This is a genomic window from Pseudomonas sp. St29 (assembly GCF_001547915.1).
In the GTDB taxonomy this organism is placed as follows: domain Bacteria; phylum Pseudomonadota; class Gammaproteobacteria; order Pseudomonadales; family Pseudomonadaceae; genus Aquipseudomonas.
The window spans coordinates 2,917,177-2,944,167 of record NZ_AP014628.1 but is presented as its reverse complement, the minus strand read 5'-3'; the positions used below and the strand labels follow the sequence as shown (position 1 = coordinate 2,944,167).

26 protein-coding genes are annotated in these 26,991 nt (G+C 65.1%); 9 read left to right on the top strand and 17 right to left on the bottom strand.

Features of this window, described 5'->3' with window-relative positions; all coding sequences use genetic code 11:
* Positions 1-59: 59 nt before the first annotated feature.
* From PST29_RS13385 to PST29_RS13360, 6 genes are read left to right on the top strand one after another with little or no spacing between them, the layout of a single operon-like run.
* Positions 60-2,978: a monovalent cation/H+ antiporter subunit A gene (locus PST29_RS13385; protein ID WP_060838915.1), complete on the top strand. Its 2,919-nt coding sequence runs from the start codon at positions 60-62 to the stop codon at positions 2,976-2,978.
* The gene (locus PST29_RS13380; protein ID WP_011060906.1) at positions 2,978-3,322 is read left to right on the top strand and encodes a Na+/H+ antiporter subunit C; all 345 of its coding nucleotides are present in this window, start codon (positions 2,978-2,980) and stop codon (positions 3,320-3,322) included. The genes PST29_RS13385 and PST29_RS13380 overlap by 1 nt, the downstream gene beginning before the upstream one ends.
* Entirely contained in the window at positions 3,319-5,007 is a 1,689-nt protein-coding gene (locus tag PST29_RS13375; protein WP_060843347.1) for a monovalent cation/H+ antiporter subunit D, read from the top strand. Before PST29_RS13380 ends, PST29_RS13375 begins: the two co-directional genes overlap by 4 nt.
* Positions 5,004-5,492 (top strand): Na+/H+ antiporter subunit E, encoded by a 489-nt coding sequence (locus PST29_RS13370; protein ID WP_060838913.1) that lies wholly within the window; start codon positions 5,004-5,006, stop codon positions 5,490-5,492. Before PST29_RS13375 ends, PST29_RS13370 begins: the two co-directional genes overlap by 4 nt.
* Entirely contained in the window at positions 5,489-5,767 is a 279-nt protein-coding gene (locus tag PST29_RS13365) for a K+/H+ antiporter subunit F (protein ID WP_016962858.1), read from the top strand. The genes PST29_RS13370 and PST29_RS13365 overlap by 4 nt, the downstream gene beginning before the upstream one ends.
* The gene (locus PST29_RS13360; RefSeq protein WP_060838912.1) at positions 5,764-6,132 is read left to right on the top strand and encodes a Na+/H+ antiporter subunit G; all 369 of its coding nucleotides are present in this window, start codon (positions 5,764-5,766) and stop codon (positions 6,130-6,132) included. Before PST29_RS13365 ends, PST29_RS13360 begins: the two co-directional genes overlap by 4 nt.
* Positions 6,133-6,262: 130 nt before the next feature.
* On the opposite strand, the gene PST29_RS13355 is transcribed toward PST29_RS13360, so the two are convergent.
* Positions 6,263-6,700 carry a DUF3995 domain-containing protein gene (locus PST29_RS13355; protein WP_060838911.1) on the bottom strand — a complete coding sequence of 146 codons (438 nt, stop codon included), beginning with the start codon at positions 6,698-6,700 and terminating at the stop codon, positions 6,263-6,265.
* A gap of 96 nt (positions 6,701-6,796) precedes the next feature.
* Between PST29_RS13355 and PST29_RS13350 the strand changes: the two genes are divergently transcribed.
* On the top strand, positions 6,797-7,183 hold the full coding sequence (locus PST29_RS13350) for a DUF2946 domain-containing protein (RefSeq protein WP_173655893.1): 387 nt from the start codon (positions 6,797-6,799) through the stop codon (positions 7,181-7,183).
* Between the two features lie 88 nt (positions 7,184-7,271).
* The gene (locus tag PST29_RS13345; protein WP_060843346.1) at positions 7,272-9,407 is read left to right on the top strand and encodes a TonB-dependent receptor; all 2,136 of its coding nucleotides are present in this window, start codon (positions 7,272-7,274) and stop codon (positions 9,405-9,407) included.
* A gap of 145 nt (positions 9,408-9,552) precedes the next feature.
* On the opposite strand, the gene PST29_RS13340 is transcribed toward PST29_RS13345, so the two are convergent.
* From PST29_RS13340 to PST29_RS13330, 3 genes are all read right to left on the bottom strand, one after another.
* Complete coding sequence (locus PST29_RS13340; RefSeq protein ID WP_060843345.1) at positions 9,553-10,566, bottom strand: ABC transporter substrate-binding protein; 1,014 nt, start codon at positions 10,564-10,566, stop codon at positions 9,553-9,555.
* Positions 10,567-10,703: 137 nt separating this feature from the next.
* Positions 10,704-10,907 (bottom strand): hypothetical protein, encoded by a 204-nt coding sequence (locus tag PST29_RS13335; RefSeq protein WP_016962864.1) that lies wholly within the window; start codon positions 10,905-10,907, stop codon positions 10,704-10,706.
* Positions 10,907-11,377: a hypothetical protein gene (locus PST29_RS13330; RefSeq protein ID WP_082729236.1), complete on the bottom strand. Its 471-nt coding sequence runs from the start codon at positions 11,375-11,377 to the stop codon at positions 10,907-10,909. Before PST29_RS13330 ends, PST29_RS13335 begins: the two co-directional genes overlap by 1 nt.
* 670 nt (positions 11,378-12,047) lie before the next feature.
* Here PST29_RS13330 and PST29_RS13325 point away from each other — a divergent pair.
* Entirely contained in the window at positions 12,048-12,278 is a 231-nt protein-coding gene (locus tag PST29_RS13325) for a hypothetical protein (RefSeq protein ID WP_060838906.1), read from the top strand.
* Between the two features lie 104 nt (positions 12,279-12,382).
* On the opposite strand, the gene PST29_RS13320 is transcribed toward PST29_RS13325, so the two are convergent.
* From PST29_RS13320 to iolE, 13 genes are all read right to left on the bottom strand, one after another.
* A complete protein-coding gene (locus PST29_RS13320; RefSeq protein ID WP_060843344.1) occupies positions 12,383-12,601 on the bottom strand; it encodes a hypothetical protein in 219 nt (72 codons plus the stop codon).
* Between the two features lie 118 nt (positions 12,602-12,719).
* Entirely contained in the window at positions 12,720-13,958 is a 1,239-nt protein-coding gene (locus PST29_RS13315; RefSeq protein ID WP_442966410.1) for a methyl-accepting chemotaxis protein, read from the bottom strand.
* Between the two features lie 693 nt (positions 13,959-14,651).
* On the bottom strand, positions 14,652-15,056 hold the full coding sequence (locus PST29_RS13310) for a TraR/DksA family transcriptional regulator (RefSeq protein WP_016962869.1): 405 nt from the start codon (positions 15,054-15,056) through the stop codon (positions 14,652-14,654).
* A gap of 423 nt (positions 15,057-15,479) precedes the next feature.
* On the bottom strand, positions 15,480-16,502 hold the full coding sequence (locus PST29_RS13305; RefSeq protein ID WP_060843343.1) for an ABC transporter permease: 1,023 nt from the start codon (positions 16,500-16,502) through the stop codon (positions 15,480-15,482).
* 69 nt (positions 16,503-16,571) lie between these two features.
* Positions 16,572-18,137 carry a sugar ABC transporter ATP-binding protein gene (locus PST29_RS13300; RefSeq protein ID WP_060843342.1) on the bottom strand — a complete coding sequence of 522 codons (1,566 nt, stop codon included), beginning with the start codon at positions 18,135-18,137 and terminating at the stop codon, positions 16,572-16,574.
* 85 nt (positions 18,138-18,222) lie between these two features.
* A complete protein-coding gene (locus PST29_RS13295; protein ID WP_060843341.1) occupies positions 18,223-19,149 on the bottom strand; it encodes a sugar ABC transporter substrate-binding protein in 927 nt (308 codons plus the stop codon).
* Positions 19,150-19,202: 53 nt separating this feature from the next.
* A complete protein-coding gene (locus PST29_RS30990) occupies positions 19,203-19,394 on the bottom strand; it encodes a hypothetical protein (RefSeq protein ID WP_082729235.1) in 192 nt (63 codons plus the stop codon).
* A 288-nt stretch (positions 19,395-19,682) separates the two neighbouring features.
* Positions 19,683-20,693 carry a Gfo/Idh/MocA family protein gene (locus PST29_RS13290; protein WP_060838901.1) on the bottom strand — a complete coding sequence of 337 codons (1,011 nt, stop codon included), beginning with the start codon at positions 20,691-20,693 and terminating at the stop codon, positions 19,683-19,685.
* Positions 20,694-20,727: 34 nt separating this feature from the next.
* The gene (gene iolD, locus PST29_RS13285) at positions 20,728-22,665 is read right to left on the bottom strand and encodes a 3D-(3,5/4)-trihydroxycyclohexane-1,2-dione acylhydrolase (decyclizing) (RefSeq protein WP_060845113.1); all 1,938 of its coding nucleotides are present in this window, start codon (positions 22,663-22,665) and stop codon (positions 20,728-20,730) included.
* Between the two features lie 141 nt (positions 22,666-22,806).
* Positions 22,807-23,628 (bottom strand): TIM barrel protein, encoded by an 822-nt coding sequence (locus tag PST29_RS13280; protein ID WP_060843340.1) that lies wholly within the window; start codon positions 23,626-23,628, stop codon positions 22,807-22,809.
* Between the two features lie 36 nt (positions 23,629-23,664).
* Positions 23,665-25,164, bottom strand: a complete 1,500-nt coding sequence (locus tag PST29_RS13275; protein ID WP_060843339.1) for a CoA-acylating methylmalonate-semialdehyde dehydrogenase — start codon at positions 25,162-25,164, stop codon at positions 23,665-23,667.
* Positions 25,165-25,214: 50 nt separating this feature from the next.
* Complete coding sequence (gene iolB / locus PST29_RS13270) at positions 25,215-26,021, bottom strand: 5-deoxy-glucuronate isomerase (protein ID WP_060843338.1); 807 nt, start codon at positions 26,019-26,021, stop codon at positions 25,215-25,217.
* Positions 26,018-26,926, bottom strand: coding sequence for a myo-inosose-2 dehydratase (iolE, locus tag PST29_RS13265; protein ID WP_060843337.1), 909 nt, complete (start codon positions 26,924-26,926; stop codon positions 26,018-26,020). The genes iolB and iolE overlap by 4 nt, the downstream gene beginning before the upstream one ends.
* Positions 26,927-26,991: the final 65 nt, after the last annotated feature.

Sequence of the window (26,991 nt, the reverse complement as noted above, 5' to 3'; positions counted from 1 at the left end):
TTGGTGATCGGGGGCCTGGCACGTATTATGCGTCATACTTTTCCGCAGATTAGAAGCCTATGTCCCTGATAGTTCTACTGCTTCTGCCATTCATTGGCAGCTGTCTGGCGGCCCTGCTGCCGCACAACGCACGTAACACGGAATCTCTGCTGGCTGGCCTGGTGGCACTCATTGGCACCATCCAGGTGGCGTTGCTGTACCCGCAGATCGCCGACGGCGGGATTATCCGTGAGGAATATACCTGGCTGCCAAGCCTGGGCCTGAACTTCGTGCTGCGCCTGGACGGCTTCGCCTGGCTGTTCTCGTTGCTGGTGCTGGGCATCGGCAGCCTGGTGGCGCTGTATGCGCGCTACTACATGTCGCCGGAAGATCCGGTGCCACGCTTCTTCGCCTTCTTCCTGGCGTTCATGGGGGCCATGCTGGGCCTGGTGATCTCCGGCAACCTGATCCAGATGGTGTTCTTCTGGGAGCTCACCAGCCTGTTCTCGTTCCTGCTGATCGGCTATTGGCACCACCGCTCCGACGCCCGCCGCGGCGCCTACATGGCCTTGATGGTCACCGGTGCCGGGGGCTTGTGCCTGCTGGCGGGGGTCATGCTGCTCGGCCATGTGGTCGGCAGCTACGACCTGGATCAGGTGCTAGCTGCCGGAGACAAGATCCGCGCCCACGCGCTCTACCCGATCCTGTTGCCATTGATCCTGCTGGGCGCCCTGAGCAAGAGCGCGCAGTTTCCCTTCCACTTCTGGCTGCCCCACGCCATGGCGGCGCCAACACCGGTTTCGGCCTACCTGCACTCGGCGACCATGGTCAAGGCCGGGGTGTTTCTCCTGGCCCGCCTGTGGCCGTCGTTGTCCGGCACCGAAGAATGGTTCTACATCGTCAGCGGCGCCGGGGCCTGCACCCTGGTGCTGGGCGCCTACTGCGCGATGTTCCAGAACGACCTCAAGGGCCTGCTGGCCTACTCCACCATCAGCCACCTGGGGCTGATCACCCTGCTGCTAGGCCTCAACAGCCCCTTGGCGGCGGTGGCCGCGGTGTTCCACATTCTCAACCACGCCACCTTCAAGGCGTCCTTGTTCATGGCCGCCGGGATCATCGACCACGAGAGCGGCAGCCGCGACATCCGCAAGCTCAATGGCCTGATCAAGCTGATGCCCTACACCGCGACCCTGGCCATGGTGGCCAGCGCCTCCATGGCCGGGGTGCCGCTGCTCAACGGCTTCCTGTCCAAGGAGATGTTCTTCGCCGAGACGGTGTTCATCAATTCCAGCGCCTGGGTGGAAATCGCCCTGCCGGTGATCGCCACCATCGCCGGCACCTTCAGCGTCGCCTACGCCCTGCGCTTTACCGTGGATGTGTTCTTCGGCGAGCCGGCCACCGACCTGCCGCACACGCCCCATGAGCCGCCCCGCTGGATGCGCGCACCGGTGGAGCTGCTGGTGTTCACCTGCCTGCTGGTGGGCATGTTCCCGGCGCAGATCATCGGGCCGCTGCTGGCCGCCGCCGCGCGGCCGGTGGTGGGCGGCACCCTGCCCGAGTACAGCCTGGCCATCTGGCACGGCCTCAATGCGCCGATGATCATGAGCCTGATCGCCATGTCCTGCGGCATCGTGCTCTACCTGCTGCTGCACAAACCTTTGGTGGCGGGGCGTTTCCCCTACCCGCCGGTGGTGGGCCGTCTCAACGGCAAGCTGTTGTTCGAACGCAGCCTGGTGGGCATGACCCGCCTGGCCCGGCGTCTGGAGCGGCGGCTGAGCACCAAGCGCCTGCAGACCCAGCTGTTCCTGCTGATTCTGGCGGCGGTGATCACCGGTATGATTCCCATGCTCTACAGCCAGCTGACCTGGGGCGACCGGCCGAAGATCCCCGGCTCCATCGTCTTCGTGACCTTCTGGCTGCTGGCCATCGCCTGTGCCCTGGGCGCCGCCTGGCAGGCCAAGTATCACCGTCTCGCGGCCCTGACCATGGTCAGCGTTTGCGGGCTGATGACCTGCGTGACCTTCGTCTGGTTCTCGGCACCGGACCTGGCCCTGACCCAGCTGGTGGTGGAAGTGGTGACCACGGTGCTGATCCTCCTTGGCCTGCGCTGGCTGCCGCGGCGGATCGAAGAAGTCTCGCCGCTGCCCAGCAGCCTGCCCAAGGCGCGCATCCGCCGCCTGCGCGACCTGAGCCTGTCGATCGCCGTCGGCCTGGGCATGGCGGTGCTGTCCTACGCCATGCTGACCCGCCCCACGCCCAACGATATTTCCTCGTTCTACCTCAGCCGCGCCCTGCCTGAAGGCGGCGGCACCAACGTGGTCAACGTGACCCTGGTGGACTTCCGCAGCTTCGACACCCTGGGCGAGATCACCGTGCTGGCCGCGGTGGCCCTGACCGTGTTCGCCCTGCTGCGGCGCTTCCGCCCGCCCAAGGAGAGCATGCAGTTGCCGGCGCAACAGCGCCTGCTGGCCCCGGACGTGGTCACCGATCTGGTCAACCCGCGCCAGGCCAGCGACACCGCCCTGGGCTTCATGATGGTGCCGGCGGTGCTGGTGCGCCTGCTGCTGCCGATCGCCCTGGTGGTGTCCTTCTACCTGTTCATGCGCGGGCACAACCTGCCGGGTGGCGGTTTCGTCGCCGGGCTGGTGATGTCGGTGGCCTTCATCCTCCAGTACATGGTGGCCGGCACCCAGTGGGTCGAGGCGCAGATGAGCCTGCGGCCGCTGCGCTGGATGGGCACCGGCCTGCTGTTCGCCCTGGCCACCGGCCTCGGCGCCCTGGCCTGGGGCTACCCGTTCCTCACCACCCACACGGTGCACGTGGACCTGCCGCTGTTCGGTGATATCCATGTCGCCAGCGCCCTGTTCTTCGACATCGGCGTGTACGCGGTGGTGCTGGGCGCGACCCTGCTGATCCTCACCGCCCTGGCGCACCAGTCGGTGCGGGCCCACAAGCCGGCCAGCCAGTCCAAATCCCTGATCAAGAGCGGAGCCGCCTGATGGAAGAAGTCATCGCAATCGCCATTGGGGTCCTCGCTGCTTCCGGAGTCTGGCTGGTCCTGCGCCCGCGGACCTTCCAGGTGGTGATGGGCCTGTGCCTGCTGTCCTACGCGGTCAACCTGTTCATCTTCAGCATGGGCAGCCTGTTCATCGGCAAGGAGCCGATCGTCAAGGACGGCGTGCCCCAGGACCTGCTGCACTACACCGACCCGCTGCCCCAGGCCCTGGTGCTCACCGCCATCGTCATCAGCTTCGCCATGACCGCGCTGTTTCTGGTGGTGCTCCTGGCGTCCCGGGGCCTGACCGGCACTGACCACGTCGACGGCCGGGAGCCCAAGGAATGAGTTCGTTGTCGCACCTGATCGTCGCCCCCATCCTCCTGCCGCTGCTGACCGCGGCCATCATGTTGCTGCTGGGGGAAAAACACCGTCCGCTCAAGGCCCGGATCAACCTGCTCTCCAGCCTGCTGGGCCTGGGCCTGGCCTGCTACCTGCTGTACTGGACCCAGGCCCAGGGCGCCACCGGTTCCTTCGGCGTGTACCTGCCCAGCAACTGGCAGGTGCCGTTCGGCATCGCCCTGGTGGTGGATCGCCTGTCGGCGCTGATGATGGTGCTCACCGGAATCATCGGGGTCAGCGCGCTGCTGTTCGCCATGGCCCGCTGGGACGGCGCCGGGGCCAGCTTTCATGCGTTGTTCCAGATCCAGCTGATGGGCCTGTACGGCGCTTTCCTCACCGCCGACCTGTTCAACCTGTTCGTGTTCTTCGAGGTGCTGCTGGCGGCCTCCTACGGCCTGATGCTGCACGGCTCGGGCCGGGCGCGGGTGTCCTCGGGGCTGCACTACATCACCATCAACCTGCTGGCCTCGTCGCTGTTCCTGATCGGCACGGCGATGATCTACGGGGTCACCGGGACCCTGAACATGGCCGACCTGGCGATGAAGATCCCGCTGGTGCCGGAAGCCGACCGCGGCCTGCTGCACGCCGGCACGGCGATCCTGGCCATCGCCTTTCTGGCCAAGGCCGGGATGTGGCCGCTGAACTTCTGGCTGGTGCCGGCCTATTCCTCGGCCAGCGCCCCGGTGGCGGCACTGTTCGCCATCATGACCAAGGTCGGGATCTACACCGTGCTGCGCCTGTGGACCCTGCTGTTTTCCGGGCAGGCCGGGGCCTCGGCCTACTTCGGCAACCAGTGGCTGATCTACGGCGGCCTGGCGACGATCTTCTGCGCGGCCCTGGCGATTCTTCCGGCCCAGCGCCTGGAGCGCATGGCCAGCCTGAGCATCCTGGTGTCGGCGGGTATCCTGATCGCGGTGATCGGCTTCGCCCAGCCGGCCCTTACCGGCGCGGCGCTGTTCTACCTGTTCAGCTCGACCCTGGCGCTGTGCGCGCTGTTCCTCCTGGCGGAACTGATCGAGCGCTCGCGTTCGGCGGTGGAAGTGCCCCTGGAAGACGAAGGCGAAATCCTCCCGCGGCCCATGGAAGGCCTCCCCCCTCCCCGGGGCAGCAACCTCGACGACGAACAGCAAGTGGTGGTCGGCCAGGTGATCCCATGGACCATGGCCTTCCTCGGCCTGAGCTTCATTGCCTGCGCCCTGCTGATCATCGGCATGCCGCCGCTGTCGGGCTTTATCGGCAAGCTCAACCTGATCGCCGCCCTGCTCAACCCCACGGGCCTGGGAACCAGCAGCGACACGCCGATCCCGCTGGCGGGCTGGATTTTCCTGGCGTTGCTGATCCTCTCCGGCCTGGCCTCGCTGATCGCCTTTGCGCGCCTGGGCATCCAGCGCTTCTGGAGCCCGGAGGAGCGGCCTTCGCCGGTGTTGCGGCGTCTGGAATGCGTGCCGATCGTGGCGTTGCTGGGGCTCTGTGTGCTGCTCAGCTTCAAGGCCGAGCCGCTGCTGCGCTTCACCCAGGCCACGGCCGACAGCCTCAATCATCCGGAGCACTATGTGATGGCGGTACTGGGCACCCGCACCGTGCTCAGCCCCGAGGCCAAGGCCGCAGCAGCGACGGAGGTGCAACCATGAAGCGCCTGTTCCCCGCTCCCTTCCTGTCCCTGGCGCTGTGGCTGCTGTGGCTGGTGCTGAACCTGTCCGTCAGCCCCGGCAATCTGCTGCTGGGGGCCATCCTGGGCTTTCTCGCGCCGCTGCTAATGCGCCCGCTGCGACCGTTGCCGATCCGTATCCGCCGCCCCGGCACCATCCTGCGCCTGCTGCTGCGGGTTGGCTGCGACGTGGTGGTGTCGAACCTCATCGTGGCCTGGGGCGTGCTCAACGAAGGGCGCCGCCCGGTGCGTTCGGCCTTCGTCAAGATTCCCCTGGACCTGCGGGACGCCAATGGCCTGGCGGCGCTGTCCACCATTACCACGGTGGTGCCGGGCACGGTCTGGTCCGAGCTGTCGCTGGACCGCAGCATTCTCTTGCTGCACGTCTTCGATCTGCAGGATGAAGCGCAATTCATCCAGCACTTCAAGGTGACCTACGAGCGCCCGCTGATGGAGATTTTCGAATGAGCGTGCTGTTGACCAACGCGATCCTGCTGAGCCTGTTCCTGTTTTCCCTGGCCATGGTCCTGACCCTGGTGCGCCTGTTCAAGGGGCCCTCGGCCCAGGATCGGGTTCTGGCCCTGGACTACCTGTACATCCTGGCGATGCTGATGATGCTGGTGCTGGGCATTCGCTACGCCAGCGACACCTACTTCGAGGCGGCGCTGCTGATCGCCCTGTTCGGCTTTGTCGGCTCCTTCGCCCTGGCCAAATTCCTTCTGCGCGGCGAGGTGATCGAATGAACAGCCTGGAACAACTGCCCCTCTGGGTGGAAGTGCTGGTGGCCCTGCTGCTGGTGATCAGCAGCCTGTTCGCCCTGATCGGCGCCCTGGGCATCCTGCGCATGAAAAGCTACTTCCAGCGCATGCATCCACCGGCACTGGCCTCGACCATGGGCTCCTGGACCGTGGCCCTGGCCTCGATCCTGTACTTTTCGGCGCTCAAGTCCGGGCCGGTGCTACACGCCTGGCTGATCCCGATCCTGCTGGCGATCACGGTGCCGGTGACCACCCTGCTGCTGGCCCGGGCGGCGCTGTTCCGCAAGCGCATGGCCGGCGATGACGTACCGGCAGAGGTGAGCAGCAAACGCAACGAAAGCGGCAACTGAGCACACCACCCCATGTAGGAGCCGGCTTGCCGGCGAAGAGGCCTTTGAGCCTTGCAGCGAATCGGCTGGCGCCTTCGCTGGCAAGCCAGCTCCTACGCAAGCCAGCGCCCACAGTGGGCTGGCTGGCCCTTCAGGCCCAGGCCAGCACCAGCAGCCCCGCCCCCAGCACCACGCACAGGGGTGAGTAGAACAGGGTGTCGAGACGGGCGAACTTCGAGTCGCGCACTTGCTTGAAGAACCCCACCAGTTCGGAGTCGCCAATGGCCCGGGCGAACATCAGCAGGGCAATGGCGCTGATCACCCATTGCAGGGACGGATGGGTCACGCTGGGCAGGTAGAGCCCGACCCGCAGGCACACCAGCATGGCCACCAGCAGCAGCCCCACCGCCACCAGCAACGTGGCCAGCGCCGGAGGGCGGAAGGCCGGCTGGCTCTGCCCGGGAAGCGGCCCCGGGACTTCGGGGATCACCGCGCCGCTGCCACGCTTGCCGCCGGCGGCCCAGTACAGATGGATCAGGCTGATGAACAGGAAAGTCCCGGACATTCCCTGTGCGAGCAGAAGATTCATGTTCAGACGTCCTTGTAAAAAATTCGTAAAGAGAATGGACTCGATTTCAGGTTTTTGTAAGTACGTTCGTCGCCTGCGATGGTAAAGTGCCGCCCCATGAAATTGACCCGCGCCGACCGCTCGCTCGTTGCCTGGATGCTTTATTGCTGCGTCCTGTTCAACGTGTTCGCCTGCAGCATCGGTCACGGCCAGATGCTCGGCATGCAGCTCAACGGCATCGGCGGGCAGTTCTGCAGCATCGATTCCGAAACCCGGGCGCCGTCGCAGCAACCGGCCGACCAGGACTCCCTGCCGACCCTGTCCAAGGCCTTCGGCTGCCCGCTGTGCTCCAGCGGCGGCATGGGCCCGGCGCTCAACTCCAGCCTCAATCTGGCGCTGTTGCCGCAACCCCAGGCGCCGCCGCTGGCCCGCCAGCTCCAGCCCCCTCTCCCGACCCGCTTCACCTGGCCCGCCGCCCATCCCCGGGCGCCGCCCTACGCCTGATTCCTGCTGGTGCTCAACCCGCCCACTGCGCTGCTGCGTGGCGCGTTCTGGTGGGCTTTTTTCCTAGTCAAGAATTCAGGATTCACCCATGAAACAGCTTCCTTTGCTGGCGAGCCTGCTGGCCTGCCTGTCCGTCAACGCCTGGGGCCAATCCGCCCTGGAGCTGGCCCCCACCACCGTCAACGCCGAGGGCACGGACGTCGAGCCCGGCCTGAACCTGGAGCAGTCCAGCGGCATGGCCTCGCGCCTGGGCCTGAGCCTGCGGGAAACCCCGGCCTCGGTGGCCGTGGCCAGCCGCCAGGACCTGGAGCGCCGCGGCGCCCGGACCTTCCAGGACGCCGCCAATGCCCTGCCCGGGGTCAACGCCAGCGCGCCGCCGGGGTTCGGCGGTTTTGTCTCCTACCGCGGCTTCACCAGCAGTCAGATCACCCAGATGTTCAACGGCATCAATGTCGCCACCGGCCTGGCGCGGCCGGTGGACGCTTGGATCTATGACCGGGTGGAACTGGTGGGCGGGCCCTCGTCGCTGATCAATGGCGCCGGCTCCGTGGGCGGCTCGCTGAACTACGTGACCAAGCTGGCGGACCGCCGCGAACAGGCGGCCGAGGGCCTGCTCGGCTACGGCAGCTACGACACCACGCAAACCGCTTTCGGGGTCAATCACGCCCTGAGCCCGGCGGGTGCAGAGGTGCAGCACTACGCACGCCTGGATGTCAGCCACAACACCAGCAACGGCTACATCGACCGCCAGGAGCGGGACGCATGGAACCTGGCCTTTTCGCTGCTCAGCGACCTGACCCCGGACCTGTCCCACACCCTGGCCGTGGAATACCAGGACGAACACGAAGACAGCCCCTACTGGGGCACCCCGGTGCGCAACCCCAAGGCCGGCGAGCTGAAGATCGACAAGCACAACCGCTTCAACAACTACAACGTCGCCGACGGCCTGTATGAGCAGCGCACCGTGTGGCTGCGCTCGATCATCGACTACCGGATCAACCCCAGCACCAGCCTGCGCAACACCCTCTATCACCTGGACAGCCAGCGCGACTACCGCAACCTGGAAACCTACCAGTACAACGCCGACAACAGCCGGGTGAACCGCTCCACCGCCTACCTGGTGCGGCACCAGGGCCAGCAGGACGGCAACCAGTTCGAACTGCGCCATGACGATCAACTGTTCGGCCTCGACACCACCTGGTCCGGGGGCTTCGAGTACAAGGTCAACAGCACCACCAACTCACCGTGGAACGTGCCGGCCAGCAACAGCGTCGACCCGGACAACTTCCAGCCGGGGTACTTCTATGACCTCAAGGGCACCCGCCAGGGCTGGGCCAAGGACAAGACCAACCAGGTCACCACCCGCGCCCTGTTCATCGAGAACCGCCTGGCCCTGACCGATGAACTGTCCCTGCTCAGCGGCCTGCGCTATGACGCCATCGACCTGGACGTGACCAACCACCGGGCGCTCACCGCCAGCAACCCGCGCCACCTCAAGCGCAACTGGGAGCCGGTCACCGGGCGCCTGGGGCTGACCTGGCAGTTCCTGCCCAGCGCCAACGTCTACGTGCAATACAGCACCGCCGCCGAACAGCCCAGCGGCACCCAGAACTTCGAGGTATCCACCGGCAAGCAATGGGAAGTGGGCAGCAAGTTCGACTACCTGGACGGACGCGGCTCCGCGACCCTGGCCGCGTACCGCATCGAACGCAAGGACTTTGCCGTCACCGATCCCCTGGACCCGGCCAACAGCATTCCCGTGGGCCAGCAGACCTCCAGGGGCATCGAACTGGCCAACTCGCTGCGGGTCACGCCCAAGCTGCTGGCGGAAGCCAACTTCGCCTGGGTCAAGGCCGAATATGACGAGTTCAACGAGAAGATTGCCAGCGGCGCGGTGGTCTCGCGCCAGGGCAACACCCCGACCAACGTCCCGGCGCGGGTAGCCAACCTGTGGTTGACCTATGACCTGGCCCCGAGCTGGCAGACCGGTGTCGACGCGCGCTACGTGGCCTCGGTGTACGCCGACAACGCCAACACCTTGCGGATGCCCGCCTACACCCTGTACGGCAGCTTCCTGCGCTATCGGGTCGACAGCCACACCACGGTCACCGGCCGGGTCCGCAACCTGACCAACGAGGTCTACGGCCAGTTCGCCCATGTCTCCCCGGCTTACTACCTGGGCACCCCGCGCACCTTCGAACTGGCGGTGCAGACCCGCTTCTGACCCGCCTTGGGGGCCTCTTCGCCGGCAAGCGGCGCCTACGGGAACATCGCGCGGTGTCAGGGCGAGCGTAGGAGCTGGCTTGCCAGCGAAGGCGTCGCCATGGACGGTGCAAGGCCTGCGGGCCCTTTCGCCGGCAAGGCGGCGCCTACAACAGGGCAGCGGTGACTTTGGCGGCGACGTCCTGGGGCACCCAGTTGCGCCACAGATCAGGATGCTGCTTGAGGAAGGCCCGGGCCGCGTCTCGCGGCGTGCTGTGGTTTTCGCTCATCTGCGCCAGGGCCTGGTTGAGGGGCTCGATGGGCAGCTCGACCTGGCTGAAGAAGCTCACCAACTGCGGGTACCGCTTGTGGAATGGCGCAGACACGCCGATGGACAGTTTCGAGGCCAGGGAACGGCTCGGACGCGGGTTGGGGTTGCTGGCGTCGGTCAGGGTCTTCCAGGCTTCGGCATCAAAGGGCGGCTCTTGCAGCTGGACCAGTTTGAAGCGCCCCAGCAGCGGCGTCGGTGACCAGTAGTAGAACAGCACCGGCCGGCCCCGGCGGATCGAGGAGGTGATCTCCGCATCCAGGGCCGCTCCGGAGCCACTGCGGAAGTTCACGTAGCTGTCCTCCAGACCATAGGCCTTGAGCTTTTGCTGGTTGACGATCTCCGAGGTCCAGCCGATCGGGCTGTTGAGGAAGCGGCCCTTGCCCGGCGTTTCCGGATCCTTGAACACGTCCTTGTAGCGGGCCAGATCCGCGACGCTGCGCAACTCCGGCGCCAGCGGCTTGAGGCCTCTGGCCGGATCGCCCTTGATCACGTACTCCGGCACCCACCAGCCTTCGGTGGCGCCCTTGACCGTATCCCCCAGGGCAATCACCTTGCCCTCGGCCTCGGCCTTGACCCACACCGGGCTGCGCCCGGCCCACTCTTCGCCGATCACCTGGATATCGTTGCTGGCCAGGGCGGTTTCCAGGGTGATGGTGGTGCCCGGCAGGGTGTCGGTGGGCAAGCCGTAACCGCTCTCCACCACGATGCGCAGGATCTCGGTGATCAGGCTGCCGCTTTCCCAGTTCAGGTCGGCGAAGTGAATCGGCTCGGCGGCCACCGCCGACGGCAATGGGTTCAAGCCGGCCAGGATCAGCAGCCCGCTGGCCAGCAGCGCTCGGAAGCCTTTCATGGGTTACACCTCTCGGAGTCGGGACCAGGGCCAAAAGGGACAAGCTGCACGAATGCGCGCGGCCCCTGAAGCATTGAGTCAACTGACTGTAGTAGAGGTTCCGTATTTTCCACCGGAGGCGATGCCGGGATCGGCCATCAAGGGTCCGCCGGCTCCTGCAAGCGCTGCAACTCGCGGCGCACCATGCTGGCGTAGGCCGCCGGACGCAGGTGATACAGCTCGCCGGCCACCCAGTTCAGCCAGGCGCCCTGCAAGCGGGGCTTTTCGGCGAACAGGCGCCGTGCCTCTTCGGCGGCGGCCTGTTGATGCTGGCGATGAAACTCGGCGCGGCCCTGGCTCATCACTCGCTGGCCTTGAAACTCACCAACTCGCCCTTGCGGAATTTGGCGGCCTTGGCGGTGACGGCCTTGAGGGTCTTGGTCAGGCCTTCCTGCAATTGCTCGTTGGCGGCAAAGAGCGTCACCACCGAATGCCCTTCCTTGAAGACGATTCCCTGCCCCAGGGGACTGCTGACAAAGGCATAGTCGCCCAGGCCATAGACGGTGAGCTTGATCTCGCGAAAGCGGATCTCCAGCTTGCCGCCTTCCCGGCTGGGCAGCACGGCGGCGCGAAAATGATCGCCGACCTTGAGTTCCAGGCGTGGCTTGTCGTCCACCACCAGCGCCGTCTCGGTATCGATCTCGGCGACGTAGAAGCCTTCAGCGGATTGTTCGGTGATGTAGACAAAACGAGACTGGAACTGCTTGACCAACTTTGCGCGCAAATCACCCAACACGAACAACGCATGCATTTCAAGATTACTTACTGCCAAGGAACACTCCCCGATACTCAAAAGGGTGCCGCCCGAGAAAAAAGGACAGCACAAAAAACCGCCATGACGGCGTGATCACCCCAATCAGTTACCCAAAAAACACTCAAATGCAGCGGGTACTCCAGGCCACGGCGTTGGCGCCGGCGCTGAGCAACGGGCATTTCGCCGAAGCATCAGGCACAGGTCGAAGGCTGTAGGAGTAGGCTCTGACACCCCGAAAAGTGTGGCGGCGAATTATCTGGGGCGGGTACTGAAACAGGCCGGAAAGCCGGATATACCCTGAGATTGAATCCCCGGATCGGCAGCCACTTCGGGTTGCAGAGGCAATTCTAGAGCAACTTTGTGCATTTCGACCATTTAAAGCGAGCAATCCATGGCTGCCCGGCCGTTCATTAGTACAAAGACTAATGTTGCACACCAGTCGGTAATCTTGCCCGGAGTCGTCCACGCAGGCCCGGCATTCTAACCAGTAATACTCTGGTGCAGTGACGCGGATTGGCAGATTTAAGCGTCAGAAAGTTCAGTTAAGAGCTTCAGAACATTCGTTACCTAAAACCGCAATGACATAACTCAGCCCGTCACAACCCAACAACTGCCATACTCCGCCGCTGGTTGAGCGACCGCGGTACGGGCGCTCAAGCACTCACTCATCTCCAAGGGAAGGCTAGAAGTGACCGAACTAGATATTGGCGAGTTTTTCATTCGTGGCGAGTGCAGAGAAGTCGAAGGCGAATTCCAGGCCGTGATTGCCATGCGCGCCAAACCTCCACTGACTCAGATCACCTTCCACCAGGTGGAACGGGACCGCTGGTTCAAGACCTCGGAAGAAGCCTTGGCCGCTGCCAAGGCCTCGGCCAAGGCCCTCAAGCTGGCCATTGACCAGGGCGCCCTGAACGCCTGATCCCCCCTCTTCGCGCGAACCCACCCGCCGCCCTCGCCGCCCAGGCTCAGGGCGGCGACGGGAGCCCAACGACCCCGCCTCGAACCCCGGCGCCCGGCCAAGCTTCAGGCCGAGTGCCTGAACCCCTGGCGCACCCCCTGGACCGCCGCCAGTTGCGCCTGCCATGCCTGCCGGCACTCCTCGGCCTCGGCCCGACTGGCAAACGCGGTGCCTCGCTGCTCGCCGTTGACCAGCACCACCCAGCACGCCTTGCGCCCCTGGGCCCGCAGCGAAGCGGGAACGCCACTGCCAATCATCACTGCCACATCGACTTTGCTGTGCATGGAGCACCTCGCGGAATTAGTTAGCTCCCTAACGATGTCGAGATACTAATCACTTCCTGGTCTCTGTAACAGCCCCAATCTGCACAGCAGCGTTACCCCACGAGTAACAATCAGCCCCTCAAGGCGTGCGCCGGGGGGTTGTCTGCTCGGGTTTGTAGCCCAGGCGCAGGCCGCCCCAATGCCGCCCCTGAACCATGATCGGCACCGACAGGTCATGCATCAGCTCGCCGGTATCGCGGGTGTAAGTCTGCAGCAACAACGGCTGCTGGTGACTGCCGCAACGGATGCCGGTGCGGTCGGCGAACTTGCGCTTGCTGCGGTTGTGCAGGTTGTCCACCTGGGGATCGCCGGTCAGCGGCTGGGAGAAAATCTTGTTGTGGGTCGGTACGTAGCCTTCCTGGGTGCAGGCGATGGCGAACACCAGGCCGTCGTGGCGCGGCAGCAGGGATTCCTGGATCGGCGGCAGCACCTGGTCGGTGTAGCGGTCGAAGCGGGTCTGGTACTTGGGCGGGTGGGTATTGGCGATCAACTGATAATGGCGGTCGAACAAGTCATCGAGGCTGATGCGGTTCTGCGCCAGGTCGGTCTCGAACTGCTCGGCGATGCGCCGCGCCCCCTCGCGGGCCAGGTCGTAGATACGCTGGTGGTAGTCGTCCAGGCCCACCGCCGCCAGACGCTCGCTGATGGTCTCCGCCTGCCCTTCCATCTGCACCGCGGCCTCGGCCAGGCTACGGGTCTGCTGGTCGCTGATGGCCAGGTCGCTGCGCATCTGCTCCACGGCGTGAAACAGGCTGTCGAGCTGTTCGCGATTGGTTTCGGCGCCCCGGGCGATCTCGCTGACCTGCTCCTCCACTCCCGCCGCCAGCCGCGCGATGTTGTCCAGATGCCGACCGGTGTGTTCCACCTGCTCCACCCCCAGGTTCAGGTCGTCGGACAGCTGGCGGATCTGCTCCACCACATCGCTGGTGCGCTGCTGGATATCGGCCACCATCACCCCGACCTCGTCGGTGGCCGTGGCGGTACGCCCGGCCAGCCCGCGCACCTCGTCGGCGACCACGGCAAAGCCCCGCCCGTGCTCGCCGGCCCGGGCCGCTTCGATGGCCGCGTTGAGGGCCAGCAGATTGGTCTGGCTGGCGATGGACTGGATCACCAGGGTCACCCGCTGGATCTCTTCGCTGCGCTGGCTCAAGGCCTCGATCAGCTCGCGGCTGCCGTTGGCCCGCTGGCTCAGGGAGTGCATGCGGCTGATGGACTCGCCCAGCACCGTGCGCCCTTCGGCACTGCTGGCGTGGGCTTCGCTGGCGGCGCCCAGGGCCTGCTGGCTGAGCTGCGAGGTGACCTGTTCGGTCTTGATCATCACCTCGGCATTGCCAACGATGCGCGCCGCCGCATCGAGCTGGGACTGCAGCCGGTCTGCCAACTGGGTCACCGAATAGGCCACGCCCGCAGCGGACAGCGCGTTGTGGGTGGTGCTGTAGGACAGATCGCGGGTCAGCGCCGACAACTCATTGTCCGTTGCCACCGGCACCTCGGAGGCCTTGCGCGAGCGCAGCCGGGGCATCCAGATCACCAGCACCGCCAGCGGCAGGCACAGGTACAGCGGCCAGTCGCCCAGGGCCTGACCGGCGAACAGGCCCATCAGCGCTGCACTCTGCAACGATGGAAGCCACCAGCGGGCCGCGGTTTCGGGTGTTGCCAGCGACTGCGCGCCCGGCGCCGCTAGAGATCCATCTCTTGACATCTTGATCACCCCACATCGTTCTAATTGTTTGCGGCATTAGACGCCACTATAAGGCCATTAACCATGGTCCCTTAGTAGGAAGAAGAGCAGCAGCAAGCTTGCCGCTTCAAGCCGCAAGCGGCATGTGCGGGGCATTATTCAGAGTCTGCAGAGGCGGATGTTGCAGTAGATCAAGGGAAGTGGAGGCAGGGGCAGTGTGGCGAGGGTCTTGCTCCCGCTCCAGTGCGCAGCGCTGGCAAGGCTACGCACTCGGAGGCAAGGATGCACTTGAAACGCTTGCGGCTTGAAGCGGCAAGCTTGCAGCTGCGTTTAAGCCTGACGCTGATGCTTGTCGATCTGCTCGTGGCGTTCTTGGGCTTCGATGCAGTATTTGGTGGTCGGGCTGATCAGCAGGCGCTTGAGGCCGATGGGCTCGCCGCTGTCGTCGCACCAGCCGAAGGTGTCGTCACTGATCCGGCCCAGGGCCTGCTCCAGTTGCGGCAGCATGCGCTGATCGCGATCAATGGCGTTGACCAGCCAGGTGCGCTCTTCTTCGACGGAAGCGGCGTCGGCCGGGTCAGCCGGGGTGTCCAGGCTTTCAATGGCGATCCGGTTCTGTTCGATGCGCTCGTGGGTTTCCACCTTCATGGCTTGCAACAGGTCGCTGAAAAAAGCGTGCTGCTCGGCATTCATGTAGTCATCCGCCGGCATGGCCAGCAACTTTTCCTTGGTCATTGATTTCTCTATAAAAAATACGTGCATTAAGGCGAATTCAAACTGTTTCCGGTTGACCCGTCAGGTCATCAGAAAGGCGCCATACCTTCCAAGCGCCACCCGGCACTCAATTTACGAGGGGCGGCAGTCTAAGGCCGGTTTGAGGGCGCAGCAACTGAAATGACAGCGAATCTGTCCGACAAAGCGCACAAAGCCCGTAATCACGGGCTTTGCTGGCGCTTATCGGAGTGTGTTTATAACAAAAAATTCCATAAGCACCGCCCTTTTAGAAGACAAACGGCAGTACCGGACGGCGGATTCAAGCTTTTTACCCCTCCTTTCTTCCCCCCGCAGGAGCCGGCTTGCCGGCGAACAGGCCGGCAAGCGTTGCATCGGTGTGTGGGCACCTGCGCTGGCCGGCCAGCGCCGACAACGGGCGCTGGATCAGCGCTTGAGCTTGCGCTTGTTGCGGTACTGGTCGATGACCACCGCCACCACGATGATCAGGCCCTTGATGATGTCCTGGATGTAGGCATCCACGCCGACAAAGGTGAAGCCGCTGGCCATGACCCCGAGGATCAGCGCACCGATCACCGTACCGGTGATGCGCCCCACCCCGCCGGCCAGGCTGGTGCCGCCGATCACCGCCGCGGCGATCGCATCCAGCTCGTAGGACATGCCCATCCCCGCCTGCCCGGTGGCGGCCCGCGCCGAAGCCACCACCCCGGCCAGCCCGGCCAGCAGCCCGGCGATGCTGTAGACGATCACCAGATGCCGCTTGACGTTGATTCCCGAGGTGCGCGCCGCCTGCATGTTGCCGCCGATGGCGTAGGTGTACTTGCCGTACTTGGTGTAGCGCAGGGCGATGTGGAAGATCACCGCCACCACCAGGAAGATGATCACCGGCATGGCCCCGTGACCGATGGCGGTGTAGGAGTCCGAGAGCATGCTCACCGGCTGGCCTTCGGTGTAGTAGCGAGCCAGGCCACGGGCCGACACCATCATGCCCAGGGTGGCGATAAAGGGCGGAATGCCGGTGATGGCGATGATGCTGCCGTTGATCGCCCCCGCCAGCAGGCCCACCCCCAGTCCGGCCACCACCGGTATCCACACCGGCAGGTCGGTCAGGGACGGGAACACCGCCCGGGCAAAGTCCGAGGTCTGCGCCAGGCTGGCGGCGATCATCGCCGACAGCGCCAGCACCGAGCCCGAGGACAGGTCGATACCGGTGGTGATGATCACCTGGGTCACGCCGATGGCCAGCAGGCCGATGATCGACACCTGCAGGATCATCAGCACCAGGCGCTGGGAGTTCAGCAGGAAGCTCTGGTCACGAACGATCCAGCCGAACAGCTCGAACACCAGGCCGATGCCGATCAGCACCAAAAAAATACTCAGTTCGGTGGGAAAGCGCCGGCGCGTTCTGGCGGGCGCCACGGCCGGTTTGTTTTCAGACATCACGTTCATAACCACTCACCTTTGTTATCGCCTGACCGTGGCGCCTCAGCGCGCCGCCGGTTGCCATCGATGGAAGAATCAGTGCACCAGCGACATTCCGGACGCCAGTTGCATCACCCGTTCCTGGGTCGCTTCGCTGCGGTCGAGAATGCCCATCAGCTCACCTTCGTGCATGACCATGACCCGGTCGCTCATGCCCAGGACTTCCGGCAGTTCCGAAGAAATCATGATCACCGCCATGCCCTCGCTGGCGAGGAAGGCGATCAGGCGGTAGATCTCGGCCTTGGCCCCGACGTCGATGCCCCGGGTCGGCTCGTCGAGAATCAGGATCCGCGGATTGGTCATCAGCCAGCGCGCCAGCAGCGCCTTCTGCTGATTGCCCCCGGACAAGGTATCGATGCATTGCTCCAGGGACGGGGTCTTGACCCGCAGCTTCCTGCACATGTCCTCGCACAGGGCGCGCAGGGCCTTCTGCTGGACAAAACCGCCGCCGGCGTAGTGCGGCAGTACCGCCACTTCCATGTTTTCCAGGACCGACAGGCAGGGAAACAGGCCGCTGAGCTTGCGATCCTCGGTGAGCAGGGCAAAGCCCTTCTCGATCGCCCGGTGCGGGTCGCTGATGCGCAGGGGCTGGCCGTCGAGGTGAATCTCGCCGGCGTCACTGGGGGTGATGCCGAACAGGGTTTCGGCGACATTGGTCCGGCCCGAGCCCATCAGCCCGGCGATGCCGAGGATCTCCCCGGCGTGCAGGTCGAAGGACACGCCGTCGAACACCCCATCCAGGCGCAGGTCGCGGACCTTGAGCAGCAGGTCGCCAATGGGTTTCTCGCGTTGGGGAAACAGCTGGCTCAGCTCGCGCCCCACCATCATCGAGATCAGGCTGTCGCCGTCCAGGCTGTCGGCCCGTTGCAGGCCGATGTAGGCGCCATCGCGGAACACCGCCACCTCATCGGCGATGGCGAACACTTCGTTCATCTTGTGGGTGATGTAGATGATGCCCTTACCCTGGGCCTTGAGGTCGGCAATGATCGAGAACAGGTGCGCCACCTCCTTGTCGGTGATGGCCGAGGTCGGCTCATCCATGATCAGCACGTCGGAGTCGTAGGACACCGCCTTGGCGATCTCCACCATCTGCCGCTCGGCGATGCTCAGGTTGCCCACCTGTTCTTCCGGGTCCAGGTCGATGCGCAGGCGCGCCAGCAAGGCGGCGGTGCAGCGGTGCATTTCGCGGTGATCGATCAGGCGCAGGCCATTGAGCTGCTCGCGGCCGATCCAGATGTTCTCGGCGATGCTCATGTGCGGCATCAGGTTGAGTTCCTGGTGGATCATGGCGATGCCCGATTGCAGGGCCTGCAGGGGCGTGTCGAAGACCACCGGCCGGCCCTTGAGGCGTAGTTCACCGGCATCCGGCTGATAGATGCCGGCGATGATCTTCATCAGGGTCGACTTGCCGGCGCCGTTCTCGCCCATCAGCGCCAGCACCGTTCCCGGGCGTACCCGCAGTTGCACATCGGACAGGGCCACCACACCGGGAAAGCCCTTGCTGACGTTGATCACCTCCAGCAGGTAAGGCTCCCGGGGCGCCGGGGTGGCAGGCTGGACGGCGGCCAGCGGGGTGCTTGAGGCAGTCGCGCAAGAGAACATGATCAGCTACTCCATCGGCGCGGCGGCCCGGGGCCGCCCCGCTACTTATTGTTGTGATGCAACAGCCCTTGGCAAAGGCGCGGCGTTACTTGAACTGGTCGACGTTTTGCGGGGTGATCAGGCGATAGGGAATCCACACGGCCGGCTCCACCGGCTCATGCTTGATCATCTTCACCGCGGTATCGATGGAGCCGTCCGCCTGGCCCTTTGCGTCCTGGAACACCGAGATCGCCAGGTCGCCCTTCTTCACCGCACGCAGGCCATCGGGGGTGCCGTCGACCCCGGCGATCAGCACACTGCCCCTCTCGACCCCGGCCTGCTTCAGCGCCATGGCGGCACCAATGGCCATTTCATCGTTGTTGGACACCACCGCATCGAACTTGCGGCCCTGGGTCAGCCAGTCGTTGACCAGGGTCATGCCCTTGTCCCGCAGCCAGACCCCGGTCTGTTCCTGATCGACCTTGATCCCCGGGTAGCGGGTCAGTACCTCCTTGACCCCCTTGGTGCGGTTGGCGGTGGAGTTGTTCGCCAGATCGCCCAGCAGGATCACGATGTCGCCCTTGCCGCCCATTTTTTCGGCCAGGTACTGCATCTGCATCTTGCCGGCCTCCAGGTCGTCGGAGGCCACGGTGACCACGCCCTTGGGCAGGTTCAGGTCATCCGGGCGACGATTGACGTACACCAGGGGGATGCCGGCCTTGACCGCAGCCTCGGTGATTTTGCGGGTGGCCGCGGTGTCCACCGGGTTGACCACGATGGCGTCGACTTTCTGGCTGATGAAGTTCTCGACCTGGCTCAACTGCTTGACCACGTCGCTGCGGGCGTCCTCGAACTGCAGCTTGACCCCGTCGGGCAGGGACTTGGCTTTCTGGTCCATCGACTCGCGCAGGTAGGTCAGCCAGGTGTCATCGAACTGCGACATGCTCACGCCGATCTTGATGTCGGCCAGCGCCGCCCCGCTGGTCAGCAGCAGCGACAGCGCGAGCGAGGCAAAACGGATCTTGGTGTTCATAACAGGTCTTTCTCCACATTCTTGTAGGTTTTATGGATAAAGCGCAGAACGACTCAGAGCGGCAGGCGCACCACCGGCGCGCCGGGAACGCAGCACAGCAGCGCACCGTTGCGCTCTACGCAGAGAAAGCCGAGGCAGGTCAGGACAAGGGCGCAGCGGCGGGCCCGAGGGGTCACAGCGGCGGGCGCAGAGGAGAAGCGGAACGCTGAAGCGACAGCGAGGACAGCGGATTTGAAGGTTTTCATCGACGGTACCTGTTTGTTTTTGTGGGTCGGTGCACACCGCGCTCAAAGCCTGTTCGAGGGGTTTGCAACCTAGCTAGTCGGCAACCTGGAAATGACTTTATTGGAAAATAATTTCTATATCAACTCATTTTAGAATTTTATTCTAAATCGGTTTCCCCCCCGGAAAACCGCTGCTGCACGACGGCTGCAGGCCCAAGACCTGCGCTTGATGCAAGGCCTCCTTGGCCGGCCAGCCGGCCTGCCAGCGAAAGCGCCCTGCAAGGGTTGCTCCGCCGGCAAGGCTGCAGCTCAGGCGTAGAAGCCGGGACGCTCTGGCAGCTCGATCTTGACGATCTGGCCGCTGTTCTGCGCTTCGATACAGGCGTCGGCCGCCACGGCGGCGGCAAAGCCGTCCCAGGCCGAAGGCCCGCCCACCCGACCGCCGCGCACGCCGTCGATAAAGGCCTGCAGCTCGACGTCATAGGCGGCGATAAAACGCTCCTTCCAGTCCATCAGGATGGCGTTGGACAGCTTGGCTTGGCTGCGCAACTGCACCTGGGACGGCTCCGGCAATCTGGCGATGCCGCTCTCCCCCACCACTTCGCACTGGATGTCGTAGCCGTACTGGCAGTTGACGAACACCTCGACGTCGATCCGCGTGCCACGGGCGGTTTCCAGCAGCACGATCTGCGGGTCGCGCAAATGGGCCAGGGCCTTGCTGGTCTTGCGCGGGAACACCACCTGCACCGACACATAGTCGTCGGCCAGCAGCCAGCGCAGCACGTCCAGCTCATGGATCAGGGTGTCAGTGATGGCCATGTCGGTCTTGTAGTTCTCCCCCACCCGCGGGTTGCGGTGGGCGCAGTGCAGCATCAGCGGCTCGCCGATCTGCCCGCTGTCGATCACCGCCTTCAAGGCCTGGTAACCGGCATCGTAGGGGCGCATGAAGCCCACCTGCACCAGGCGCTTGCCGTGGGCGATTTCGGCCTCGACGATGCGCCGGCAACCGGCGGCGGTCACCGCCAGGGGCTTTTCACAGAACACCGGCTTGCCCGCGGCAATCGCCGCCAGCACGAACTCCTCATGGCTCGGCCCCCAGGAGGTCACCAGCACTGCCTCGACGTCCGCCGCCTTGATCAGCGCGTGGCCGTCCGGGTAGACCTCGGCAGTGAGCTTGAGGTCGCTGACCACCTTGGCCGCCGACGCCAGGTTGATGTCGGTGACCGCCACCACCTGGCTGCCCAGCAGGGTCTGGCTGCACCGACGGATGTGATCCTGGCCGATGGCCCCGGTGCCGATAACGCCAAGTTTCAAAGACATGCAGATACTCCTGTTGTTGTTCGTTGCAGAGCGATCAGTACTGCCGGGCCTGGGCCAGGCGTTCATTGAGGGTCTTGGCCGCCGCATCGGTGCGCGCGCTGGTGGACACCTGGGCCACGCCCACCCGCCACCAGGACAGGTAGCCGTGGATCATGGTCTTGGGCAGGACCTTGATGTCGATCAGGGTCGATACCGTCTGGGTCCGGGCATCGGCCAGGGCCGCCAGCAACTGCTCCTCGTTGCTGACCTTGTAGGTCTTGCAGCCGTAGGCCGCGGCGCTCATGGCGAAGTCCACCGGCACAAAGCCGCCGTCGAGCTTGCCGCTCGAAGGGTTGCGGTAGCGGAACTCGGTGCCGAAGCTGTCCATGCCGTGGCCCATCTGCAGGTTGTTGATGCAGCCGAAGGTCATGTTGTCCAGCAGCACCACGTTGATCTTGCGCCGCTCCTGGATCGAGGTGACCAGCTCCGAATGCAGCATCAGGTAGGAACCGTCGCCCACCAGGGCGTACACCTCGCGATCCGGCTCGGCGAGCTTGACCCCCAGCGCCGCGTTGACCTCGTAGCCCATGCACGAATAGCCGTATTCCACGTGGTAGGTATTGACCCCCTTGCTGCGCCAGCTGCGCTGCAGGTCGCCGGGCAGGCTGCCGGCGGCGGCGACGATGATGCCGTCCTCGGGCAAGGCCTGGTTGAGCAGCCCGAGCACCCGGCTCTGGGTCAGGCAGGAGCCGGTCAGTTCGATGAATTCGCGCAGCACCGCCGGGTCCAGGTGGTCGTTGATTTCCGGCACGAAGCCCTGGTCCTGGTATTGCAGCTGGTAGAGCCGGTCGACCTCGGCCTCCAGTTGCGCCCGGGCCTCGCCGATCTGCCCGCCCCAGGCTGCCCGGTAACCGCTGCGGCCCAGGGTTTCGCCCAGGGCCTGCAAACCGGCCTGGGCATCGGCCAGCAGTTGCACGCCCTCCATCTTCAGGCTGTCGCCAGGGCAGACATTGAGGTTGAGAAATTGCACCTCCGGGTGCTGGAACAGCCATTTCGACGAGGTGGTGAAGTCGCTGTAGCGGGTGCCGACGCCAATGATCAGGTCGGCTTCCCGGGCCAGCAGGTTGGCCGCCAGGCAACCGGTTTCGCCGATCCCGCCGACGTTCAGCGGGTGCTCGGAAACCACCGCGCTCTTGCCCGCCTGGGTTTCCGCGAAGGGAATGCCGAAGCGTTCGGCAAAAGCCTGCAAGGCCCGGTTGGCCCCGGAGTACTTGACCCCGCCGCCGCAGATGATCAGCGGCTTGCGCTTGCCCTCGAACAGCGCCAGGGCATCGCCGAGCATGGCCTCGGTGGCCGGGCGGCGGTCGATGCGGTGCACCCGCCGGGCGAGAAAGGCGTCCGGGTAATCGTAGGCTTCGCCCTGCACGTCCTGGGGCAGCGCCAGGGTCACGGCGCCGGTCTGCGCCGGGTCGGTGAGCACGCGCATGGCGTGGAGCGCCGCGCTCATCAGTTGCTCGGGCCGGTTGATCCGGTCCCAGTATTGGCTCACGGCCTTGAAGGCATCGTTGGTGCTGATGCTCAGGTCATGGAACTGCTCGATCTGCTGCAGCACCGGGTCCGGCTGGCGGCTGGCGTAGACGTCCCCCGGCAGCAGCAGCAACGGAATGCGGTTGGCGCTGGCGGTGGCCGCCGCGGTCAGCATGTTGGCCGCGCCGGGGCCCACCGAGGAGGTGCAGGCGTAGATCTTGCGCCGCAGGTGCTGCTTGGCGAAACCGATGGCGGCGTGGGCCATGCCCTGCTCGTTGCGGCCCTGGTGCACCAGCAGCTCGCCACTGTCCTGCTCCAGGGCCTGGCCCAGGCCGAGCACGTTGCCGTGGCCGAAAATGGTGAAGACCCCGGCGATGAACTTGCTCTGGACCCCATCCACCTCGACGTATTGGTTATCGAGGAATTTCACCAGGGCCTGGGCCATGGTCAAGCGTGTCGTACTCATGGTTTGCACCTTATTCATCATGTGAAGCCAACGGCCCTGCCAATACTCCCGTAGGAGCTGGCTTGCCAGCGAAAGCACCTTCGAGACTTGCCCCCCTGTGGGCCCCTTCGCCGGCAAGCCGGCTCCTACATGAGGGCGGCGTCAAGTCAGGGATTGCTGCAGGTGGGCCATGCTCGCCCCAATCGCCTGCTGGATGTCCGCCAGCCCGTGCACGCTCTCGGCAAAGGGCTCGAAGGACAGGTAGCCGCTGTAGCCATTGCTGCGCAAGGTATCGATCTGCGCCGCATTGCCAAGGATGTCCGCCTCGCCCACCAGCACCCGATGGCCGTCGCGAATGCGGTTGAGCGGCGCCTGGCGATCCTCGACCCCGGAGATGTGCACCAGCCCGGTCAGCTCGGGGAAGAACTCATGCTCGCCGGCCAGGTGGTGGTGGAAGGTGTCGTGCACCAGGCGCAACACATCCAGGCCGCCGATGGCGCGGATCGCCTCCACCGCCGTGCGCTTGTGGCGCAGCGCGCATTCCTCAAAACCCAGGGGCTCGATCAACCCCAGCAGGCCGTGCTCCCGCAGGATCGGCGCCAGTTCGCTCAGGGCCGTGCGCAACGCGCTGCTGCGCTGGGCCTCGCCGCGCGGGTCGGCAGGGTCATTGAGCGGGCACAGCACCAGCCCCTCGGCGCCGCAGGCACGGGCATAGGCGGCCAGTTTCAGGGCCTGCCGGCGACGCTCGTCGCTCCACACATCGAAGGGGTACAGGGCGTTGATCGACAACACCTTGAGCCCTTGGGCCGCGCACAACTGGCGGACCCGTTCGGGCGGCGTGCCGTCCTCGATTTCCACGCCCGCAAGGTCATTGCGGATCTCAATGGCATCGACCTTCAGCGTGCGCGCCAGGTCGATGAACTGCGGCAGTGACAAACCCGGTGCAACCATACGATTCAGGGCGAAACGCAGGGGCTGGCTCATTCTTCTTGTTCTCCCAAATCCATCCCGTCGAGGCAGTTACTTGGCGGTCGGCATGCTGAATTCCGGGCCCTTGGCGATGCTGTCGGGCCAGCGCTGCATCACGCTCTTGTAGCGGCTGTAAAAACGCAGGCCTTCCTCGCCGTAGGCATGGTGATCGCCGAACAGCGAACGCTTCCAGCCACCGAAGGAATGCCAGGCCATGGGCACCGGAATTGGCACGTTGATGCCCACCATGCCGACCTTGATGCTGCGGGCAAAGGCCCGGGCCACGCCGCCGTCGCGGGTGAAGCAGGACACGCCGTTGCCGAATTCATGGGCGTTGATCAGCGCCACCGCGCTGGCAAAGTCGGGCACCCGCACAATGCCCAGCACCGGCCCGAAGATTTCCTGCTGGTAGATGCTCATTTCGGGAGTGACCTGGTCGAACAGGGTGGCGCCGACAAAAAAGCCCTGCTCCGCCCCCGGCACCTTGAAGCCGCGTCCGTCCACCAGCAGCTGTGCGCCCTGGGCCACGCCCTGGTCGATGAAACCTTCAACCTTGGCCTTGTGCTCGGCGGTCACCAGCGGCCCCATGTCGCTGTCGCCCTGCAAGCCGTTGCCGACCTTGAGCTGGTCGATGCGCGGCAGCAGCCTGGCGATCAATTCGTCGGCCACCTCGCCCACCGCCACGGCGATGGAGATGGCCATGCAGCGCTCGCCGGCCGAGCCGTAGGCCGCGCCGATCAGTGCATCGGCGGCCTGCTCTAGGTCGGCGTCGGGCATCACGATCATGTGGTTCTTGGCCCCACCCAGGGCCTGCACGCGTTTGCCTCGAGCGCTGGCCTGCTGGTGGATGTACTCGGCAATCGGCGTCGAACCGACAAAGGAAATCGCCTCGATGTCCGGGTGCTGGAGCAAGCCGTCCACCGCGCTCTTGTCGCCCTGGACCACGTTGAACACCCCTTCGGGCAACCCGGCTTCGGTCAACAGGCGCGCCAGCAGCAGGCTGGCGGACGGGTCGCGCTCGGACGGCTTGAGGATGAAGCAGTTACCGGCGATCAGGGCGAGGGGGATCATCCACAGCGGCACCATCACCGGGAAGTTGAACGGCGTGACCCCGGCGCACACACCCAGGGGCTGGCGCAGGTTCCAGTTGTCGATGCCGCCACCGATGTTGTCGCTGAAATCGGTTTTCAGCAGGCTCGGCGCGCCACAGGCGTACTCGACGATCTCGATGCCGCGGGTCACTTCGCCCATGGCGTCGGCCAGCACCTTGCCGTGCTCGCGGGTGATGATCTGCGCCAGTTCCTGGTGGTGCCGGTCCAGCAGTTCCTTGAACTTGAACATCACCCGCGCACGGCGCAGGGAGGACTGTTCGGACCAGGCCGGGAACGCCTGCAGCGCCGACGCCACCGCCGCGTCCACGGTCTGCTGGGCGGCCAGCGCCACGCGGGCCTGGACCGCGCCCGTGGCCGGGTTGAACACCGGGCTGAAACGCTCGCCGGTGGCCTGCACCTGGCCGTCGATGTAATGGCCGATTACCGGGGTGTCGCTCATTGTTCTTGTTCTCCGTGAAGGGTTCGGTCGAGGCTCAAGGTTCGAGCGGCTTACAGATCCAGCAGCCAGCTGTGCTGCGGGTCGTTATGGAACTGCCAGACCCGCTTGGGCCCGGCCATGACGTTCAGGTAATAGGACTCGTAGCCGTAAGGCACGCTGACCGGGTGATAGCCCTTGGGCACCACCACCAGATCGTTGTTTTCCACGGCCATGGCCTGGTCAATGCTGCGGTCGTCGGTGTAGACCCGCTGGAACACGAACCCCTGGGGCGGATGCACCTGGTGGTAATAGGTTTCCTCCAGAAAGCTCTGGTGCGGCAGGTCATCGGTGTCGTGCTTGTGCGGCGGGTAGCTGGAGGAATGCCCGGACGGCGTGCGCACCTCCACCACCAGCAGGGAATGGGCCGGCTCGCTGTCGGGCAGGATGTCGCAGACATAACGAGTATTGGCGCCCTTGCCGCGCACGCTGCGCTTGCACTGCTCCGGGCGGATCAGCCGCGGGCCGGGGCTGCCCTCAAGGGCGCCCGGGGCGGCGCAGACCGCGATCTGCACGTCGCTCAAGGCGCTGACCCGGGCCTGGCTGCCCGGCGGCAGATAGACGGCAAAGGGCGACTTGTCCTCGAACACCGATTGCCGGTCGCCCAGGTTGGACCACTGGAAGGCGCCCTGGGGCGACTCGCCCTGCACGTCGATGCGGCCGCTGAGCAGCACCAGGCACAGCTCCTGGTCTCCGGCCCTGAGCGGCAGGCTGTCCCCCAGGCTCAGGCGGTAGGCACTGAACCCCACGTACGCCAGGGCGCCTTCCGGCAACTGGACCAGGGTCCGGCCCTGGGTCGCGCTTTTAACCAGCAGATTCATTGGCCTGTCCTCGTAGATGGCACTGCGGCGTCCAGCAGCGCCCGCAGGGTGTCATAGCCTTTTTTCGCGTAGACGTAGCTCGGCGCCACGGCCGGGTCCTGCTCGGCTTCCACCACCAGCCAGCCTTGGTAGCCCGCCTGCAGCAGCACGTCGAGCAAGGCGGCGAAGTCGATGTCGCCATCGCCGGGCACGGTGAAGGTGCCGTTGACGATGCAGTCCGGAAAGCTCCACAGGTTGTTGCGCGCCAGTTGCACCACCGGCTTGCGCACGTCCTTGAAATGCACGTGGCAGACCCGGCGCACATGTTTGCGCAGCACCTCCAGGGGCTCGCCGCCGCCCATGTAGCAATGGCCCGAATCGAACAGCAGGCCGACTTCCTCGCCGCTCAGGCGCATCAGCTGGTCGATGTCCGCCGGCGATTCGACATAGGCGCCCATGTGATGGTGATAAGCCAGGCGCACGCCCTGGGACAGGGTGAAACGCGCCAGCGTCGTGAGTTTGTCGGCGTAGTCCTGCCAGGCCTGGGCGCTGTGGAAGCGCGGGCGCTCGACCAGACGCACCGGTGAGCCCTGGATCGAGTCGGCCACTTCGCCGTAGACCAGCACCGAGGCGCCGTTGTGCTTGAGCAGCTCGACGTGGCCGGCGATGGCGTCGATTTCCTCGGCCGCCGAGCGCCGGGCCAGACGCCCGGAATACCAGCCCGACACCAGCGCCAGATCATAGGGGCGCAACACCGCGGCCACGCCCTGGGCGTCCTTGGGGAATTTGCCGTTGAGTTCAAAGCCTTGGTAACCGATGTCGCGGCCTTCGCTGAGGGCGGTGCTCAGGGGCGTTTCACCGCCCAGGGCCGGCAGGTCGTCGTTGCTCCAGGAGATCGGGTTGATGCCAATTCGGATCGCGGGCATGGCTGCACCTTTTGTTGTTGTTCATGAAAGCGTGGAGAACGGCCTCGCACTCGTAGGAGCTGGCT

Bases quoted from the DNA above. Each gene is read 5' to 3' on its own strand.
- PST29_RS13295 (WP_060843341.1), bottom strand. From the start codon at position 19,149: ATGAACACCAAGATCCGTTTTGCCTCGCTCGCGCTGTCGCTGCTGCTG.
- PST29_RS30990 (WP_082729235.1), bottom strand. From the start codon at position 19,394: ATGAAAACCTTCAAATCCGCTGTCCTCGCTGTCGCTTCAGCGTTCCGC.
- iolB (WP_060843338.1), bottom strand. From the start codon at position 26,021: ATGAATCTGCTGGTTAAAAGCGCGACCCAGGGCCGGACCCTGGTCCAG.
- PST29_RS13335 (WP_016962864.1), bottom strand. From the start codon at position 10,907: ATGAGCCAGGGCCGCGCCGAGTTTCATCGCCAGCATCAACAGGCCGCC.
- PST29_RS13320 (WP_060843344.1), bottom strand. From the start codon at position 12,601: ATGCACAGCAAAGTCGATGTGGCAGTGATGATTGGCAGTGGCGTTCCC.
- PST29_RS13380 (WP_011060906.1), top strand. From the start codon at position 2,978: ATGGAAGAAGTCATCGCAATCGCCATTGGGGTCCTCGCTGCTTCCGGA.
- PST29_RS13340 (WP_060843345.1), bottom strand. From the start codon at position 10,566: ATGAAAGGCTTCCGAGCGCTGCTGGCCAGCGGGCTGCTGATCCTGGCC.
- PST29_RS13370 (WP_060838913.1), top strand. From the start codon at position 5,004: ATGAAGCGCCTGTTCCCCGCTCCCTTCCTGTCCCTGGCGCTGTGGCTG.
- iolE (WP_060843337.1), bottom strand. From the start codon at position 26,926: ATGCCCGCGATCCGAATTGGCATCAACCCGATCTCCTGGAGCAACGAC.
- PST29_RS13275 (WP_060843339.1), bottom strand. From the start codon at position 25,164: ATGAGCGACACCCCGGTAATCGGCCATTACATCGACGGCCAGGTGCAG.
- PST29_RS13385 (WP_060838915.1), top strand. From the start codon at position 60: ATGTCCCTGATAGTTCTACTGCTTCTGCCATTCATTGGCAGCTGTCTG.
- PST29_RS13290 (WP_060838901.1), bottom strand. From the start codon at position 20,693: ATGTCTTTGAAACTTGGCGTTATCGGCACCGGGGCCATCGGCCAGGAT.
- PST29_RS13280 (WP_060843340.1), bottom strand. From the start codon at position 23,628: ATGAGCCAGCCCCTGCGTTTCGCCCTGAATCGTATGGTTGCACCGGGT.
- PST29_RS13315 (WP_442966410.1), bottom strand. From the start codon at position 13,958: ATGATCAAGACCGAACAGGTCACCTCGCAGCTCAGCCAGCAGGCCCTG.
- PST29_RS13300 (WP_060843342.1), bottom strand. From the start codon at position 18,137: ATGTTCTCTTGCGCGACTGCCTCAAGCACCCCGCTGGCCGCCGTCCAG.
- PST29_RS13310 (WP_016962869.1), bottom strand. From the start codon at position 15,056: ATGACCAAGGAAAAGTTGCTGGCCATGCCGGCGGATGACTACATGAAT.
- PST29_RS13350 (WP_173655893.1), top strand. From the start codon at position 6,797: ATGAAATTGACCCGCGCCGACCGCTCGCTCGTTGCCTGGATGCTTTAT.
- PST29_RS13345 (WP_060843346.1), top strand. From the start codon at position 7,272: ATGAAACAGCTTCCTTTGCTGGCGAGCCTGCTGGCCTGCCTGTCCGTC.
- PST29_RS13360 (WP_060838912.1), top strand. From the start codon at position 5,764: ATGAACAGCCTGGAACAACTGCCCCTCTGGGTGGAAGTGCTGGTGGCC.
- PST29_RS13355 (WP_060838911.1), bottom strand. From the start codon at position 6,700: ATGAATCTTCTGCTCGCACAGGGAATGTCCGGGACTTTCCTGTTCATC.
- PST29_RS13305 (WP_060843343.1), bottom strand. From the start codon at position 16,502: ATGAACGTGATGTCTGAAAACAAACCGGCCGTGGCGCCCGCCAGAACG.
- iolD (WP_060845113.1), bottom strand. From the start codon at position 22,665: ATGAGTACGACACGCTTGACCATGGCCCAGGCCCTGGTGAAATTCCTC.
- PST29_RS13365 (WP_016962858.1), top strand. From the start codon at position 5,489: ATGAGCGTGCTGTTGACCAACGCGATCCTGCTGAGCCTGTTCCTGTTT.
- PST29_RS13375 (WP_060843347.1), top strand. From the start codon at position 3,319: ATGAGTTCGTTGTCGCACCTGATCGTCGCCCCCATCCTCCTGCCGCTG.